Source organism: Streptomyces sp. WAC00040, from assembly GCF_056835925.1.
The window spans coordinates 572,632-589,210 of record NZ_JAKQZE010000003.1; the positions used below are offsets into that span (position 1 = coordinate 572,632).

Sequence of the window (16,579 nt, forward strand, 5' to 3'; positions counted from 1 at the left end):
CCGCCACGCGGCCGCACGCACGCCCGGGTCGGTCAGGAGCGCGCCCCCGGGAATCCCACCGGCCATGTGTGCACCGGCTGTCCCTCCCGCATCAGCTCGCAGTAGCGACGGGTCATCGCCGCCAGCGCCAGCTCCCGCTCCAGCCCCGCCTCACGGGCGCGGTGATACGTGTCCGCCTGCCAGGAGGCTCCGTTCATCCGGCGCCGGCACCGCTCCTCGATCACGCCGAGATAGAGGTCGCGATCGGCGGGCGCCACGTTCCACGCGTCGAGACCCGCCGCGGCCAGCGGCAGCAGCTCGTCCCGGACCAGCTTGACGACCGGCACCCGTGTGACGCCGCCACGACCGGGACGGGGCCACTGCAGCTCGGCGTCGATACCGTGCCGGCACGCGGTCGCGAAGTTCTCCTCGGCGGCCGCGAAGGGCAGCCGCGTCCACACCGGACGAGCGTCCTCCGCGAGCGCTCGCACCAGACCGTAGTAGAACGCGGCGTTGGCGATCACGTCGGTCACCGTTGGCCCGGCGGGCAGCACGCGGTTCTCCACCCGCAGGTGGGGGACGCCGTCGACGACGGCGTACACCGGACGGTTCCAGCGGTAGATCGTGCCGTTGTGCAGGACCAGTTCCTGGAGCCGCGGCACTCCGCCGTCCTCCAGCACCCGCAGGGGGTCTTCGTCGTCGCAGAAGGGCAGCAGCGAGGGGAAGTACCGGACGTTCTCCTCGAAGAGGTCGTAGGCCGAGTCCACCCAGCGCTCACCGAACCAGGTCCGTGGGCGCACCCCCTGCACCTGGAGCTCCGGCGGACGGGTGTCCGTGGCCTGCTGGAAGAGCGGCGGCCGCGATTCGCGCCACAGCTCCTTGCCGAACAGGAACGGCGCGTTTGCGCCGACGGCGACCTGCACGGCGGCCACCGCCTGCGCGGCGTTCCACACGTCGGCGAACCGACCCGGGGTGACCTGGAGATGCAGCTGCACCGACGTGCAGGCGGCTTCCGGCGCGATCGACGCGGACGTGCACGTCAGCCGTTCCACCCCCTCGATGTCGAGGGTGAAGTCCTCCCCGCGTGCCGCCACGATCTGATCGTTGAGCAGCATGTAACGGTCCACGTCGGAGAGGTTCGCGGATACCAGGTCCTGCTGCGTCAGCGTCGGCAGAATGCCGATCATCACGATCCCGGCGCCGAGCTCCTGCGCCTTGCGATCGGCATATCCCAACCCGGTGTGCAACTCCTCCGCCAGCTGGTCGAGCACACGGCCGCCCAATCGGTGCGGGACGATGTTTACTTCCAGATTGAACATGCCGAGCTCGGTCTGGAAATCAGGACTGGCGATACGGGAGAGAACTTCGGCATTCATCATACGAGGCGTCCCGTCCGCACCCGCGAGATTCAGCTCTATCTCGAGCCCCATCAGATTCTTGGGCCGGTCGAACCTCTTCTCCGCCAGAAGCCGCCCCAGGCCGGACAGGCACTGTTGCAGCTTGCCTCGGTACCGTTGCCGATCGGACAGGTCGAACCCGCCTGCCTCGACCTTCTCCCCCATCGAAGGGTCCCTCCTCGTGTGGGTCCCACGTGGCGAGGTCCGCTCACGTCACGGACGATAATGCCCAGCCTCATTGATCCATAACGCCCCACGCGGACTCGGTGGCCGGTAGTCTGGACACAGACGCCGGGCAGGCACATTCCCCTGGCACGAGGCGAACAGCAATTGCAGGCACGGACGGCGGCGAAAACCACAGGCTTGATTCGGCCTACCGCACCGGAGCCGAAACCGCAGGCCGCGGCCTCGACAGCGCGGGAAAGCCCCAGAAATGCCGCAAGAAACGGGCCGGTTCACGCCTTGCCTGAAATACCCGCGACGGGTAGCGGAAACATTACGTGAACACGCGTCGTATAAACTCCGCGAGGGCGGTGAGTTCGTATCCGGTGTCTTCCGGCGGCTGGCCGCCCCGCACGCAGACAGTGACGTCCGCACCTTCACGCTCCACCGTGTCTCCTGAGTGAGAGGCGACCCACCATGCCGCTGCTTGTCCCCCCGGCCCCCACGCCTGCCCTGCGAAGCGTCCTCGCGGCACTCGGTTCCCCCGCGGCCGTCCGCGAGGCCCGAACACCCGCTCTGAGGTCCGTCCAGGGGCCCCTGAGCGCCGAACTGCCGCTGCCGGTCCATGTACTGGACCGGATCGTGCCGAGCGGCCGCACACCGCACACCAGGCTCACCGGCTGGCGTTTCCTGATCCGCAGCGGCGACCGCACCGTGGCCGCCGCGGACACCATGCTCACGCCGGACGGCTGGACCTTCTCCCACTTCTTCGAGGGCCCCTACCTCGACTCGACCGAACGCGCCCTGCGCCAGGCCGAATCGACGGGAACACCGTTCCAGCCCAGACTGCTGTCCGTTCCCGAGCTCTACATGCTCACCCTCTGGCTGCACGGCGACGTCGAGGCCGACGCCGCATCCGGCACCCCGCAGCCTTCCGACGTCCTCGTCCCCCTCGCCCCCGCGCCACCGGGCATAGCCGCCCACCGGCCGCACCGGGTCGCGGACCTCCTGCCTCTCATGACCCTGCGGGTGACGCCGGCCCCGCTGCTCGATTCGCCGGCCGCTTGACAGGAGAACATCCCGGGCATTGCACCCACAGGAGACACTCGATACGCCCCGCGACCTCCCGGTCGCGGGGCGTATCGGTGTCCGGGTACTGGCCCGTTGTGACTAGCCCGGCCGGGCCACTGCGAACCACCCGAAAGGACAGCCTTGTTGAACTGAACCGCCCGAGCGGGTGGTGCGTCATCAATCAGTAGGAAGAGCTGCTGTGAAATGCCTGCGGAGCGACCTCCGTGGGTGAACACTGGGGACCGACCGACAGATACGGGGGAGCGGCCATGAACACCTCATCGAGCCGCACGACACACACCACATCACAGCGAAAGAACCCATCCATGTGCCAGCACCAGCCAGCCTGTCCCACATCCGACTCCGCCGACCGTGAGGCGGCCCGCCTCGTGGCGCACCATCCGGAACAGGGCTGGAGCCTGCTGTGCAACGGCGTGCTCCTCTTCGAGGACACCGGCGAGCTGCTGCCCGACGGCCGGATCATCGCCCCGCGCCGTACAGCGGACGCCGGCCCGCTGGTGACCGCCGCCTAGGCCTCTTCGGTAACACGGGAAACAGAAGGGCCGGCCCGGAGAACTTCCGGACCGGCCCCGACGCATGTGCCGCGCGGCTCGCGTCAGTTGTCGTACTCCTCCAGCGGCGGGCAGGAGCACACGAGGTTACGGTCGCCGAACGCTCCGTCGATGCGGCGCACCGGCGGCCAGTACTTGTCGGCCGCGTTCACGCCCGCCGGGAAGACTGCCTCCTCGCGGCTGTAGGCGTGGTCCCACTCGCCGCCGAGCGCGGACGCCGTGTGCGGAGCGTTGCGCAGCGGGTTGTCGTCGGCGGACCACTCGCCCGACGCGACCTTCTCGATCTCGCCGCGGATCGCGATCATGGTGTCGCAGAAGCGGTCGAGCTCGGTCAGGTCCTCGCTCTCGGTCGGCTCGATCATCAGCGTGCCGGCCACCGGGAAGGACATCGTCGGCGCGTGGAAGCCGTAGTCGATCAGGCGCTTGGCGATGTCGTCGACGCTGACGCCGGTCGCCTTGGACAGCGGCCGCAGGTCGACGATGCACTCGTGGGCGACCAGGCCGGCCGGACCGGTGTAGAGCACCGGGTAGTGCGGCTCGAGGCGCTTGGCGATGTAGTTGGCCGCGAGCACGGCGACCTGCGTCGCCCGCTTGAGGCCCTCTCCGCCCATCAGGCGCACGTACGCCCACGAGATGGGCAGGATGCCCGCGGAGCCCCAGGGAGCCGCGGAGATCGGCCCTACGCCCGTCTGGGGGCCGGCCGCCGGCTGGAGCGGGTGGTTCGGCAGGTAGGGCGCGAGGTGGGAGCGCACACCGACCGGGCCGACGCCCGGACCGCCGCCGCCGTGCGGGATGCAGAAGGTCTTGTGCAGGTTCAGGTGCGAGACGTCGCCGCCGAACCGGCCCGGCTTGGCGAGACCCACCAGGGCATTGAGGTTGGCGCCGTCGACGTACACCTGGCCGCCCGCATCGTGCACCTGGGCGCAGATGTCGGCGACGTGCTCCTCGAACACACCGTGCGTCGACGGGTAGGTGATCATCAGCACGGACAGCTCGTCGCGGTACTGCTCGATCTTGGCCCGCAGGTCCTCGACGTCGATCTCGCCGTCGTCGGCGGTCTTCACCACGACGACCTTCATGCCGGCCATTACGGCGCTGGCCGCGTTGGTGCCGTGCGCGGAGGAGGGAATCAGACAGACCGTGCGGCCCGCGTCCCCGTTGGCGCGGTGGTAGGCGCGGACGGCCAGCAGACCGGCCAGCTCGCCCTGCGACCCGGCGTTGGGCTGGATGGAGACCTTGTCGTAGCCGGTCACCTCGGCGAGGCGCTCCTCCAGCTCGTGGATCAGGGTCAGATAGCCCTGAGCCTGCTCCACCGGGGCGAAGGGGTGGATCTGGCCGAACTCGGGCCAGGTCACCGGCTCCATCTCGGTGGTCGCGTTCAGCTTCATGGTGCAGGAGCCGAGCGGGATCATGCCGCGGTCCAGCGCGTAGTCGCGGTCGGCGAGCCGACGCAGGTAGCGCAGCATCGAGGTCTCGGACCGGTACTGGTGGAAGACGGGGTGGGCCAGGTACTCGTCGTCGCGCAGCAGCGCGGCCGGCAGCGCGTCCGCACCGGACGCGTCCAAGGCGTCGATGTCGCCGTCCACGCCGAAGGCGGCCCAGACGGCGGACAACTGCTCGCGGCCGGTGGTCTCGTCGCAGGCGAGGGAGACGTGATCGGCGTCCACCAGGTACAGGTTGACGCCGCGCTCGCGGGCGGCGGCGACCACGTCCGCGGCCCTGCCGGGCACCCGGGCGGTCAGGGTGTCGAAGTACGAGCCGTGCAGCAGTTCGACGCCGCCGGCCCGCAGCCCTTCGGCGAGGATCGCGGCGTAGCGGTGGGTGCGCCGGGCGATGGCACGCAGCCCGTCCGGGCCGTGGTAGACCGCGTACATGCCCGCCATCACGGCGAGCAGCACCTGCGCGGTGCAGATGTTGCTCGTGGCCTTCTCACGGCGGATGTGCTGCTCGCGGGTCTGCAGCGCCAGCCGGTAGGCCTTGTTGCCGTCGGCGTCGACGGAGACGCCCACGAGGCGGCCGGGGAGGCTGCGGGCGAACTTCTCCCGGACGGCCATGTAGCCGGCGTGCGGTCCGCCGAAGCCCATCGGGACACCGAAGCGCTGGGTGGTGCCGACCGCGATGTCCGCGCCGAGCTCGCCGGGCGAGGTGAGCAGCGTCAGAGCCAGCAGGTCCGCGGCGACCGTGACAACAGCGCCGAGCTCGTGCGCCTGCTCGATCACGGGCCTGAGGTCACGCACGGCACCGGAGGCGCCCGGGTACTGCAGCAGCACACCGAACACGCCGCGCTCGGCGATCTCGGCGGGGATCCCCTCGCTGAGGTCGGCGGTGACGACCTCGACACCGGTGGGCTCGGCACGCGTCTCTATCACGGCCAGGGTCTGGGGCAGGACGTCCGCATCGACCAGGAAGACGCCGTTCTTGACCTTGCCCACCCGGCGGGCCAGCGACATGGCCTCCGCGGCGGCCGTGCTCTCGTCGAGGAGCGAGGCGCCCGAGGTGGGCAGCCCGGTCAGGTCCGCGACCACGGTCTGGAAGTTGAGCAGCGCCTCGAGCCGCCCCTGCGAGATCTCCGGCTGGTACGGCGTGTACGCCGTGTACCAGGCCGGGTTCTCCATGACGTTGCGCAGGATGACCGGCGGCGTGAACGTCCCGTAGTAGCCGAGGCCGATCATGGGGGCGAGCACCTGGTTGCGGTCCGCCAGGGCGCGCAGCTCCGCGAGGACGTCCGCCTCGGTGCGGGCGTCAGGGAGGTCAAGGGCCTCGGCGCTCTTGATGACGTCCGGTACGGCGGCGGCGGTGAGCTCGTCGAGGGAGCCGTAGCCCACATGGGCGAGCATCTTGGCCTGGGCACCGGCGTCGGGCCCGATGTGCCGCTGCTCGAACGGGATCCCTCGCTCCAGCTGGGAGAGCGGAATGCGGTTGGCGGTCATGGTGGGAGGCCTCCTGGTCTTCACGACCTGCGAGGGGCATCACGGCAGGGATGCCCGGACGGCCTCCCCCTCTGTCATCTCGACCTGAGAGCTTCACCGGGCGTCACGGAGCGACATCCCGGCTTTCACCGTCGGTGAGAGCGGATGCCGTCCGACGCCCGCTCTGCTTTCCAGAGTGACCTCGTCCGTGCGGTACAGGTGCCTGAGAGATTCCGGGGAGGATTTGCTCCTTCGGCGCCTCCGGACTGCTCTTCGGAGGACTCTCCCGCACAGGGTCAGCGGCCGTTTGCCAGGGTACCAGCGTGCATCCCGCACGATCGCTCGAGTGGCCGACACCCGCAATGTGGACTTCTGTAGTCGTTGGAGAGCAGCTGCGACCTTTTGGAGGGACCGTGCAGACCGACATCGATCCGCGCAGCCTGATCGGCCGCAAGGCGTTCGACCGCAACGGCAACAAGATCGGAACCGTTGACGAGGTGTACCTGGACGACGCCACGGGCGTGCCCGAGTGGGCGGCCGTGCGCACAGGCCTCTTCAGCCGCGACGCCTTCGTCCCTCTCGAGCCGAGCGAGCTCGTCGACAACGCGCTGCACGTTCCCTACGAACGCGCGCTGATCAAGGACGCGCCCGACTTCGGAGTGGGCCGCCATCTGTCGCCCGAGCAGGAACTCCAGCTCTACCACCACTACGGGCTCGACCTCTCCGGTCCGCCTCCCGCGCCGGCGCCCGCCTCCGGCGATCGGTCCTTCGGCCGGGTCGCGGGTCAGGAGGACTGACCGCCCGCACGTCGGCTTCACCCGGGCTCGGCCGCACGGCCGGGCTCTCTGCTCACCGCCGTTGGGTCGCCTCTCCCCTGCCGCGCCCGGTCAGCCCGGTCAGCCCTGACTCCGGTCCGGGACAGGCGCCCGAGGCATGACCGGTGGCTCCGGCGCCTCGGTGCCGCCTGCCGGCGAGGACTGTGGCGTCGCCCCTTCGGGGGAAGCCGCTGAGGCCCCCGGTGGCGCCGGTTCCATGGATGTCCCGGAGCCGGTGGCGGGCCGGGAAGCCCCCGGCGTTCTCCCCGCCTCCTCGCCCGGGGTCGCAGCCGGATCAGCCTCCCCGCCGGCCGCGGCCTGCGGCGGCTCCGCCTGCCCGGCGGGCCGTACCAGCGGCAGTGGGTCCGCGGCCTCGAGGTCCTCGTCGTCCACCCGGAAGGTCCGGACCCTGCCAGGCGCCGACCAAGGCTCCTCGAACCGCACGGTGACCCTGCCGACGCCGCTCCCCTGGACCCAGCCCGGCCCGTACGTCGCATGGCGCACGTCCTGTCCGGCAGCCCAGCGCCGCTCGGCCGGGTCTGGCCGGCCGGGCTCGGTACGGTGCGATTCACCCGCCCCGGCGGGTGCGCCCTCCGGGGCCGTGGGGGCACCCTCGTCCGGTTCGGCCGCCTCGGCCCCGGCCTCCGCCTCCGCCTCCGCCGCGGCCTGCGCGAACAGGTCCTCCTGGGTGTAGTCCGCGAGCCCCGTCACGCCCACGCCGAGCAGCCGTACGCCGCCGGTGGTGTCCACCGACTCCAGCAGCCTGCCGGCCGCCTCCCGCACCACTGTGGGGTCGTCCGTCGGCCCGCGCAGCGTCTCCGACCGCGTCAGGGTCGAGAAGTCGTACCGGCGGACCTTCAGCACGATGGTCCGGCCGGAGTGGCCGCTGCCGCGGAGCCGCTGCACGCACCGCTCGGCAAGCCGGTCCACCTCGAGCCGGACCCGCACCCGGTCGTGCAGGTCGACGTCGAAGGTGTCCTCGACGGACACCGACTTCGCGTCCCTCTCAGCCACCACGGGCCGGTCGTCGTGCCCCAGCGCCATCCGGAACAGCGATGCCCCGTGCGCCCTGCCGAGCAGCCGTACGAGCTCGTCCTCGCCCGCCTCCGCGAGGTCCGCGACGGTGGTCATGCCCGCCCGCCGCAGGTGCTCCCCGGTCGCCGGCCCGACACCGGGCAGGGTCCGGACGGGCATCGGCCCGAGCAGCTCACGCTCGGTGCCGGGGTCGATCAGCACCAGACCGTCCGGCTTTGCCTGCTCGGAAGCGATCTTGGCGATCATCTTGGAGCCGGCCAGCCCGACCGACCCGGTGAGTCCCGTGACGGCCCGGATGTCGGCACGCAGCCGCTCCCCCGTCGCACGGGCGGACGGGGCGTCATGCGCCGCGCCACCGGCCTCCAGGTCCACGAATGCCTCATCGAGGCTCAGCGGTTCCACGAGCGGCGACAGCCGCCCCAGCAGCTCCATGACCTGCTCGCTCACCGAGCGGTACAGCGAGAAGCGTGGTACGAGACAGGCCGCGTTCGGTGCGAGCCGTCGGGCCTGCGCCATCGGCATCGCCGAATGCACGCCGAAACGCCGGGCCTCGTAGGAGGCCGTGGCCACCACACCCCGAGGACCGAGTCCACCGACGATCACCGGCTTTCCGCGCAACGACGGCTTCGCCGCCTGCTCGGCGGCGGCGAAGAAGGCATCCATGTCGAGATGCAGGATCGTCGGCGCGGTTCTCACATGTCCGATGCTCCCCCACAGCACTGACAACGCGGAGCGGCGAGCGCCGTCAGACGGCCCGGTCGCGTCTGCGTCTGGCCAACTCGTCCGCGGGGTTGTGGCCCACCAGGGTCTCCCCCGTGTCGATCCGCTCGCCGTGCAGCTGCGACAGTGCCGTCTCGACGTCCCGCCACACGACGCCCACGGCGATCCCGAAGACGCCCTGACCGCCCTGGAGGAGGCCGACCACCTCGTCGGGCGAGGAGCACTCGTACACCGTCGCGCCGTCGCTCATCAGCGTCATGCGCTCGAGGTCCCGGAAACCGCGGGCCCGTAGGTGCTGGACGGCCGCCCGGATGTTCTGCAGCGCCACTCCGGTGTCCAGGAAGCGCTTGACGATCTTGAGGACGACCACGTCGCGAAAGCTGTAGAGCCGCTGGGTGCCGGATCCGTACGCGGGCCTGACGCTCGGCTCCACCAGACCCGTGCGCGCCCAGTAGTCGAGCTGCCTGTAGGTGATTCCGGCGGCCGCGCAGGCCGTGGGCCCGCGGTAGCCGATGGTGTCGGTGGAGGGCGCGGCTGCGCTGTCGTGCAGCGGGTACGGCCCGCTTTCCACCGGACCGGGTCCGGGGCCGCCCCCAACCGTACTGTCGCCGCTGCTTCTCACGCCGACCTCCGTCCTTGACCTGCCACCTCGAAGGTAGGGAGTCACCAAGGGTGCGTCAACGATCGCCACACTCGGCACGCCGAGTGATAATCACCCTGAGAGTGGTTTCCCGTGCCCCCATCCGGGGAAAGGCTGCTCGAATGCGCCGCCACGGGAGCGATCCGCCCACGCGTCGGCGGAACCGTCACTGGTTGCTGGACCCGAAGTCCTCGGGGGAGATCTGGTCGAGGAACTCGCGGAACTTCTCCACCTCGTCCTCCTGCTCGTCCGGGATGGCGATACCCGCGTCGTCCAGCACCCCGTCACTGCCGTAGATCGGCGTACCGGTGCGCAGGGCAAGCGCTATCGCGTCGGAGGGCCTGGCGCTCACCTCGACCCCGCTGGCGAAGACCAGCTCCGCGTAGAAGACGCCTTCGCGCAGGTCGGTGATGCGGACCTGGGTGAGCTCCTGGCCCACCGCCTCCAGCACGTCCTTGAAGAGGTCGTGGGTCAGCGGCCTGGCCGGTGCCATGCCCTGCTGGGCGAAGGCAATGGCGGTCGCCTCCCCGGGACCGATCCAGATGGGGAGGTACCGATCGCCTCCCACTTCACGCAGGAGCACGATCGGTTGGTTCGAGGGCATTTCGACCCGGACACCCACAACGTCGAGCTCGTTCACACAGCAACCCTAGGACGTGCGCGACCGGTTTGGGTAGTCGGGCTGGTCCAAGATCAGTGGAGCCGCACTCCGAGGGCGGTCTGCACCAGTGCCGCATGGAGCTTCACGGACAGGGTCACGAGCTCTTTGGTGGTGGCCTCCGCATGGGCCCTGGTCTGTGGATTACGGTGGCGGCGCAGCGGTGCGACGATCTGTTCGACCAGGCCGGCATCGCGGTCCGCGGAGGCTTTCATGGCACGCAGGTGCCTGGGCTCGAGACCGAATCTGCCCAGCTCTGCGACCATCCGTGCGACCGTGACCGCCTCCGGCTCGTAGGCGCCGCTCGCGTCCGGGGTGAGCAGGCCGTACGACTCCCACTCGACGAGCTCCTCCTCGGACACCTCGGCGGCGGCCAGGAGGGCCGCCCGGCCGATACGGCCCCCGCGGGGACGCTCGGCCTCCGGTTCCCAGGAATCATCGAAGAGGTCCCGCTGGGCGCCCTGTGCGGGCAGCTGCACCTGCTCGCCGCGCTCGAAGGCGTCCAACTGCTCGCGGATGACCTTCAGGGGAAGGTAGTGGTCACGCTGCATCCGCAGCACCAGCGCGAGTCGCTCGACGTCCCGGGCCGTGAATTTGCGGTACCCGGAGGGGGTACGACTCGGCTCGACCAGGCCCTCTGCCTCCAGGAACCTGATCTTGGAGATCGTGACCTCCGGGAACTCGTCGCGCAGGTGCCCGAGGACCGCGCCGATGCTCATCGGGCGGTCGCCCGCGGCGGCGGTGCCGTGACCGGCACCGCCCGTCGGTGTTCGCAGCATGTGCCTTCCCTGGGGGTCACCCCGGACGGAGTCTGGGGAGGGTTACACGCCCCGCTGGCTCGCGTAGAAGACCAGCCGGTACTTGCCGATCTGAACCTCGTCACCGTTGGCAAGGACCACGGAGTCGATCCGCTCACGGTTCACGTACGTGCCGTTGAGGCTGCCGACGTCGGAGACGGTGAAACCGCCGTCCGGTCCGCGCCTGAACTCCACGTGCCGCCTCGACACCGTGACGTCGTCGAGGAAGATGTCGCTCTGCGGATGGCGCCCCGCCGTGGTCAGTTCACCGTCCAGCAGGAAGCGGCTGCCCGAGTTGGGCCCGCGGCGGACCACCAGGAGGGCAGAGCCGAGCGGCAGCGCCTCGACGGCGGCCTGAGCCTCCGGCGAGAGCGAGGGAACGGCGGTCTGGCCGGTCACCTCAGAGTCGTAGGCCTCGATGCCGGAGATGGAGATCGTCGACGTCGTCTCCGACGCACGCTCGGCCGGTGCGCCACCCTTCAGCGGCGCACCGCAGTTGGAGCAGAACCGACCGGCCTCGGTGTTCCGGTGGCCGCACCTCGAACAAACCGGCAAACCCGCCATGGACGGATCCTCCTGCCGCGGCTGCCCCGCGTGGGGATTGGTCGCATACGGGTCGGAGGCAAACCCTCCACCCGCACTTGAGGTTGATGGATCCCCGAAACCTATGCCGCGGGCACCGGCAGGGTCAACAGACGACGCGCCCTGTCCGCCCGAATTGTCACCACCGGCCACCTCGTCCCGGAACAGCGGGCGCTCGCCGCTCTGCTCCTCGCTCTGGCCATGACGCGGCGCGCGATGGCGGGCGTTGCCGTCCTCGCGTGAACTCTTGCCGAACAACTTCGCAAACAACTTCACGGGCGTTTCCCCTTGACCGAAATAGACCCGCCCGTGGGGCAGGACGAACCCTCAACCAACACACCTGCTGAACCGGACACCCTCACAACGTCCGTACCCTCCGGACAGTTTCCACCACGCACCACATATGTGATGCGTCGCCCCCCTGCAATCCTCTGCCCGGGTCCGGCACTCCCCATGTCCCCCTGCTTCACTGCGGTGACGACCGAGCGTAGTCAGGCCGCTCCGCCGGTCGCAAGGCGTCGACAATGATCTTCTCTGCCGGCTCCACGGTAGCCGTGGCCTGCTCCTTCTCCAGGGTCTGCACGACACCGCCGGGGATGTTCAGGGCAGGCTCCAGGTCCTGCGGCTTGCCGATGACCTTGAAGGTGTACGGGGCCGTGATCCGCTTGCCGTCGACCTCTATGCCCCCAGCGGCGCCCGAGAAGAAGGTGTCCGCGACGACCCGGGTGCCGTTCACCTGGATCGCCTCCGCCCCGGCCGCCCGCAGCTCCTGGATCGTGTCGAGCAGCATGTCCGACTCCACGGTGTCGGAGGGGTCCTGGATCGTGAGAGTGATGCCCGGTCCCTCCGCGGCGACCGTGCCGGCCAGGATGCCGAGCTGCTGTTCCTTCTGCTGCGTCTGTTTCCGGGCCTCATCGGCCTGGTCCGAGCTGTTCTCGAGTTCGGTGCGCTGGTCCTCGAGGCGCTGCTTCTCGTCCTCGAGCCGCTGCGTGCGGTTGTCCAGTTCGTCGAGGATGCGGACCAGGTCCTCCTGCCGGGCACCGCGCAGCGCGCTCTCGTCGCTGTTGGAACGGACCTGAATGGCCAGCCCCAGACCGAGGACGAACAGCAGGACCGCGACGATGAGTTGGGCGCGGGTCACCCGCGGCGGCCACACCGCCGCACCGAGCCGCTGCCGCCCGGTCCGGACATCGGTCTTCGACGGATCGGGTTCCCGCGCGACGGGGGGCGCGGGCGGCTGCGCCTGCGGGAGCGGCTGGGCGCGCGGCAGCTGCGACTGCGGCGCCTCGTTCTGGGGGGTCTCTTCGCTGCTCATCGTCACGCCCGGAAGACATGCCGGCGGATGGCCGCGGCGTTGGAGAAGATCCGGATGCCGAGCACGACGACCACGCCCGTGGACAACTGCGCGCCGACGCCCAGCTTGTCGCCGAGGAACACGATCAGCGCTGCCACCACGACGTTCGAGAGGAAGGACACGACGAAGACCTTGTCGACGAAGATTCCGTCGAGCATGGCCCGCAGACCGCCGAACACCGCGTCGAGCGCGGCGACGACCGCGATCGGCAGATAGGGCTCGACCACCGCCGGCACTTCGGGCCGGACCAAAAGCCCGACCACGACTCCCACGACGAGGCCCAGTACCGCGATCACGATGTGCCCTTCTCTGATTCGGCCGCTCCCGGCCCACTGCCCTGCGGGGCGTCGGCGGTCGTCGGCTCAGCTGTTCGTACGATCAAGCTCGGGGCCGCGGGCAGTCGTACCGACTCCTCGTCGGAGATGCTGGTGCGGATTCCGAAGTCCTCTTTGAGGACTTGGAGATACTGCCCGTCGGCACTGCCTTGGAAGGCGGTACGCAGCTTGCTGCCGTCCCCCACCGCGAGCACCGTGTACGGCGGCACCAGCGGCCTGTTGTCGACCAGTATGGCGTCGCCGGCCGCGCGGATCGCCGACAGGGCGGTCAGCCGCTGCCCGTTGATCGCGATCGCCTCGGCACCGGACTCCCAGAGGCCGTTGACGACCCGCTGCATGTCCCGGTCCCGTACCCGGCCGGTGTCGGAGAAACCGCTGCTCTCCCGCGGCCCGTCGCCGCCCTGGTCGGTCCCCTTGGCATCGTCCACGACGAGTTTGACGCCCGGGCCGTGCACCTCTGTGGCGCCCGCCAGCAGAGGAACCGTCGCGCCCTGCTCCTCGCCCTGCGCGTTCAGGGCCTTGCGCTGCCGCTCCTCGACGTCGGACCGCAGAGCCTCGACGTCGCGCTCCACGGCGTCGGCCTTCTCGGTCTGCGCCTCGACGCGGTCGATGAGCTCCTCGCGCTCCTTGGCCAGGACCGGTGCCGAAATCTGCGCCTCGGCCGCTCCGAGCGTGACGACGGCGGCCGCGAGCACGAGCCCGGCCGCCAGGCCCAGCTTGGCGCGCAGCGTGCGGGGCATGCCGCCACCCTCGGCCCGGCGCGCCGCCGCCTCCGCGTAACCGTCGTCGAGGCTGTGCTCCATGAACTTGGTGAGCAGCGACATGGACGCATCAGGGCGCGCGGGCGGAAAACCTGTGCTCCGAACGGGGGGCTGCTGCGACATGCCGCACATCGTCGCACGTCGCAACCGCTACCGCCGAATGGCCCCACCGGTGAGCCGACGGACGCCCCACAGGAGTCCGCCGGCACACCGGCAATGTGTCAGTGACCTGCGCTGTCCACGACCGACGACCATTCGTCCAGAAGCGCCTGGGCCGACGCGTCGTCGGGCCCCTCCGCCCACAGATGGGTGACGGCTTCCGACGGGTCGGGGAGGACCATCACCCACCGGCCGTCGGCCTCGACCACGCGCACGCCGTCGGTGGTGTCCACGTGCCGGTCACCGGCAGCCTCGACCACACGCCGCATCACGAGCCCCTTGACCGCCCACGGCGTCGCGAGATCCCGCCTGAGCACATGCGCCCGCGGGATGCGGGCGTCGATCTGGCTCAGCGTGAGCTGCGTACGGGCGACCAGGCCGACCAGCCGCACGAACGCGGCCGTACCGTCGAAGACGCTGCTGAACTCCGGCACGATGAAGCCGCCGCGACCGTCGCCGCCGAAGATCGTGGTCTCCTCCCGGCACACCCTCGTCAGGTCGTCAGGGGACGTCGTCGTCCATTCGACCTGCGTGCCGTGGTACGCCGCGACCTGCTCGGCGATCCTCGTCGTCGTCACCGGCAGCGCCACGCCGCCGCTGCGCCGCTCCGCCGCGACCAGGTCGAGCAGTACCAGCAACGCACGGTCGTCCTCGACGATCCGGCCCCGCTCGTCGACCAGCGAGATTCGTTCGCCGACGGGGTCGAACCGGACGCCGAACGCCGCACGCGCGGAGGCGACGATCTCCCCGAGCCGGACCAGACCGGACCTCCGGGTGTCCGCGGACTCCGTCGGCCGGGACTCGTCGAGGCCGGGATTGATCGTCAGCGCGTCGACCCCGAGGCGTCCCAACAGGCTAGGCAGCACAAGCCCGGCGCTGCCGTTGGACGCGTCGATGACGACCTTGAGACCGGACTCGGCGATCCCGGTGGTGTCCACGTTCCGAAGCAGGGAGCCGGTGTACGAGTCGAAGACGCTCGACGGGAAGTGCAGATCGCCGATCTCGCCCGGGAACGCACGCCGGTACTCCTGCCGCGCGTACACCCGATCCAGCTTGCGCTGACCGCCCTGCGACAGGTCGGCACCGCGCTCGTCGAAGAACATGATGTCGACGGAGTCGGGCACCCCCGGCGACGTACGGATCATGATGCCGCCCGCACTTCCGCGGGCCGTCTGCTGGCGCGCCACGGGCAGCGGCACGTTCTCCAGGTCGCGTACATCGATGGCGCTGGCCTGCAGCGCTGAGATCACGGCGCGCTTCAGGGCACGGGCACCACGCGAGTGGTCACGTGCGGTGGTGACGGTGGCGCCCTTCTTCAGCGTGGTGGCGTACGCACCGGCCAGGCGCACCACGACCTCCGGCGTGATCTCCACGTTGAGGATGCCGGAGACGCCTCTCGCACCGAAGAGATGCGCCTGTCCCCGGGATTCCCAGATGACGGACGTGTTCACGAACGCGCCGGCCTCGACGGTCTTGAACGGATAGACCCGTACGTTGCCCTGGACAATCGATTCTTCGCCGACGAGGCACTCGTCACCGATGACGGCGCCGTCCTCGATGCGGGCAGCGCGCATGATGTCGGTGTTCTTGCCGATGACGCAGCCACGGAGATTGCTCTGCGGGCCGATGTAGACGTTGTCATGGACCACGGCCTTGTGCAGGAACGCACCGGTCTTCACGACGACGTTGGAGCCCACGACGGTGTGCTCGCGGATCTCGACGCCTGCTTCGACCTTGGCGTAGTCGCCGATGTAGAGCGGGCCTCGCAGCGTCGCGTCGGGATGTACCTCCGCGCCCTCCGCGACCCACACACCAGGAGAGATCTCGAAGCCGTCGAGCTCAACGTCCACCTTGCGCTCCAGGACGTCGGCCTGTGCCTTCACATAGCTTTCGTGGGTGCCGACGTCCTCCCAGTAGCCCTCGGCGACATAGCCATAGATCGGCTTGCCTTCCTTCATGAGCTGCGGGAACACATCTCCGGACCAGTCGACGGGAACGTCGGGCTGGACATAGTCGAAGACCTCGGGCTCCATCACGTAAATGCCCGTGTTGACCGTGTCGGAGAATACCTGCCCCCACGTCGGCTTCTCCAGGAATCGCTCGACTTTTCCCTCTTCGTCGACGATGGTGATGCCGAATTCCAGCGGATTGGGCACGCGCGTCAGACACACGGTGACCAACGCGCCCTTCTCCTTGTGGAAGGAGATGAGGTCGGTCAGGTCGAAGTCGGTGAGGGCGTCACCGGAAATCACGAGGAAGGCATCGTCCTTCAGCGCTTCCTCTGCGTTCTTCACACTGCCGGCAGTGCCGAGCGGCTTCTCCTCATTGGCATAAGTGAGCTCCATTCCGAGCTCTTCGCCGTCACCGAAGTAATTCTTCACGAGTGAGGCGAGAAATTGCACGGTGACAACGGTCTCGGTGAGCCCGTGCCGCTTGAGCAGCCTGAGCACGTGCTCCATGATGGGCCGGTTGGCCACCGGCAGGAGCGGCTTGGGCATGCTCGAGGTCATGGGGCGAAGTCGGGTACCTTCGCCGCCGGCCATCACGACGGCCTTCATGTCGGAAGCGTCCTCCTTGAAGAGACGACTGTCTGGCCGACTTCACCCCGTCCACAGGTGACCGCTGGTGACGTG

Annotated in this window: 14 protein-coding genes and 1 riboswitch; of the genes, 3 read left to right on the forward strand and 11 right to left on the reverse strand. The window is 69.6% G+C overall.

From position 1 onward, the window contains the following. Positions 1-32: 32 nt before the first annotated feature. Positions 33-1,541, reverse strand: coding sequence for a glutamate-cysteine ligase family protein (locus MDN94_RS28080; RefSeq protein ID WP_482728694.1), 1,509 nt, complete (start codon positions 1,539-1,541; stop codon positions 33-35). Between the two features lie 474 nt (positions 1,542-2,015). On the opposite strand from MDN94_RS28080, the gene MDN94_RS28085 reads away from it, so the two are divergent. Together MDN94_RS28085 and MDN94_RS28090 are read left to right on the forward strand one after the other, a co-directional pair. Continuing rightward, entirely contained in the window at positions 2,016-2,606 is a 591-nt protein-coding gene (locus MDN94_RS28085; protein WP_482728695.1) for a hypothetical protein, read from the forward strand. A gap of 329 nt (positions 2,607-2,935) precedes the next feature. Beyond that, a complete protein-coding gene (locus MDN94_RS28090) occupies positions 2,936-3,142 on the forward strand; it encodes a DUF5999 family protein (protein ID WP_307705317.1) in 207 nt (68 codons plus the stop codon). 83 nt (positions 3,143-3,225) lie between these two features. Here the strand turns inward: MDN94_RS28090 and gcvP are convergent, their stop codons facing one another. Further along, positions 3,226-6,111 carry an aminomethyl-transferring glycine dehydrogenase gene (gcvP, locus tag MDN94_RS28095; RefSeq protein ID WP_482728696.1) on the reverse strand — a complete coding sequence of 962 codons (2,886 nt, stop codon included), beginning with the start codon at positions 6,109-6,111 and terminating at the stop codon, positions 3,226-3,228. Between the two features lie 180 nt (positions 6,112-6,291). Then, positions 6,292-6,389, reverse strand: a riboswitch (glycine riboswitch). A gap of 114 nt (positions 6,390-6,503) precedes the next feature. Between gcvP and MDN94_RS28100 the strand changes: the two genes are divergently transcribed. Continuing rightward, the gene (locus MDN94_RS28100) at positions 6,504-6,887 is read left to right on the forward strand and encodes a PRC-barrel domain-containing protein (protein ID WP_441267472.1); all 384 of its coding nucleotides are present in this window, start codon (positions 6,504-6,506) and stop codon (positions 6,885-6,887) included. A 99-nt stretch (positions 6,888-6,986) separates the two neighbouring features. Here MDN94_RS28100 and MDN94_RS28105 read toward each other — a convergent pair whose 3' ends face one another. The 9 genes from MDN94_RS28105 to MDN94_RS28145 form a co-directional block, all read right to left on the reverse strand. Further along, on the reverse strand, positions 6,987-8,636 hold the full coding sequence (locus MDN94_RS28105; protein ID WP_482728697.1) for a DNA polymerase IV: 1,650 nt from the start codon (positions 8,634-8,636) through the stop codon (positions 6,987-6,989). Between the two features lie 49 nt (positions 8,637-8,685). Next, positions 8,686-9,231, reverse strand: coding sequence for a MerR family transcriptional regulator (locus MDN94_RS28110; RefSeq protein WP_244258316.1), 546 nt, complete (start codon positions 9,229-9,231; stop codon positions 8,686-8,688). Positions 9,232-9,466: 235 nt separating this feature from the next. Beyond that, complete coding sequence (locus tag MDN94_RS28115; RefSeq protein WP_005320145.1) at positions 9,467-9,940, reverse strand: bifunctional nuclease family protein; 474 nt, start codon at positions 9,938-9,940, stop codon at positions 9,467-9,469. Between the two features lie 53 nt (positions 9,941-9,993). After that, the gene (gene ftsR, locus MDN94_RS28120; protein WP_482728698.1) at positions 9,994-10,737 is read right to left on the reverse strand and encodes a transcriptional regulator FtsR; all 744 of its coding nucleotides are present in this window, start codon (positions 10,735-10,737) and stop codon (positions 9,994-9,996) included. Positions 10,738-10,779: 42 nt separating this feature from the next. Further along, a complete protein-coding gene (locus MDN94_RS28125) occupies positions 10,780-11,655 on the reverse strand; it encodes an FHA domain-containing protein (protein ID WP_482729101.1) in 876 nt (291 codons plus the stop codon). Between the two features lie 148 nt (positions 11,656-11,803). Continuing rightward, on the reverse strand, positions 11,804-12,652 hold the full coding sequence (locus MDN94_RS28130; protein ID WP_482729102.1) for a DUF881 domain-containing protein: 849 nt from the start codon (positions 12,650-12,652) through the stop codon (positions 11,804-11,806). A 2-nt stretch (positions 12,653-12,654) separates the two neighbouring features. After that, positions 12,655-12,987 carry a small basic family protein gene (locus MDN94_RS28135; protein WP_003970459.1) on the reverse strand — a complete coding sequence of 111 codons (333 nt, stop codon included), beginning with the start codon at positions 12,985-12,987 and terminating at the stop codon, positions 12,655-12,657. Then, positions 12,984-13,910: a DUF881 domain-containing protein gene (locus tag MDN94_RS28140; protein ID WP_482728699.1), complete on the reverse strand. Its 927-nt coding sequence runs from the start codon at positions 13,908-13,910 to the stop codon at positions 12,984-12,986. The genes MDN94_RS28135 and MDN94_RS28140 overlap by 4 nt, the downstream gene beginning before the upstream one ends. 98 nt (positions 13,911-14,008) lie before the next feature. Beyond that, positions 14,009-16,504 carry a mannose-1-phosphate guanyltransferase gene (locus MDN94_RS28145; protein ID WP_189470220.1) on the reverse strand — a complete coding sequence of 832 codons (2,496 nt, stop codon included), beginning with the start codon at positions 16,502-16,504 and terminating at the stop codon, positions 14,009-14,011. Positions 16,505-16,579: the final 75 nt, after the last annotated feature.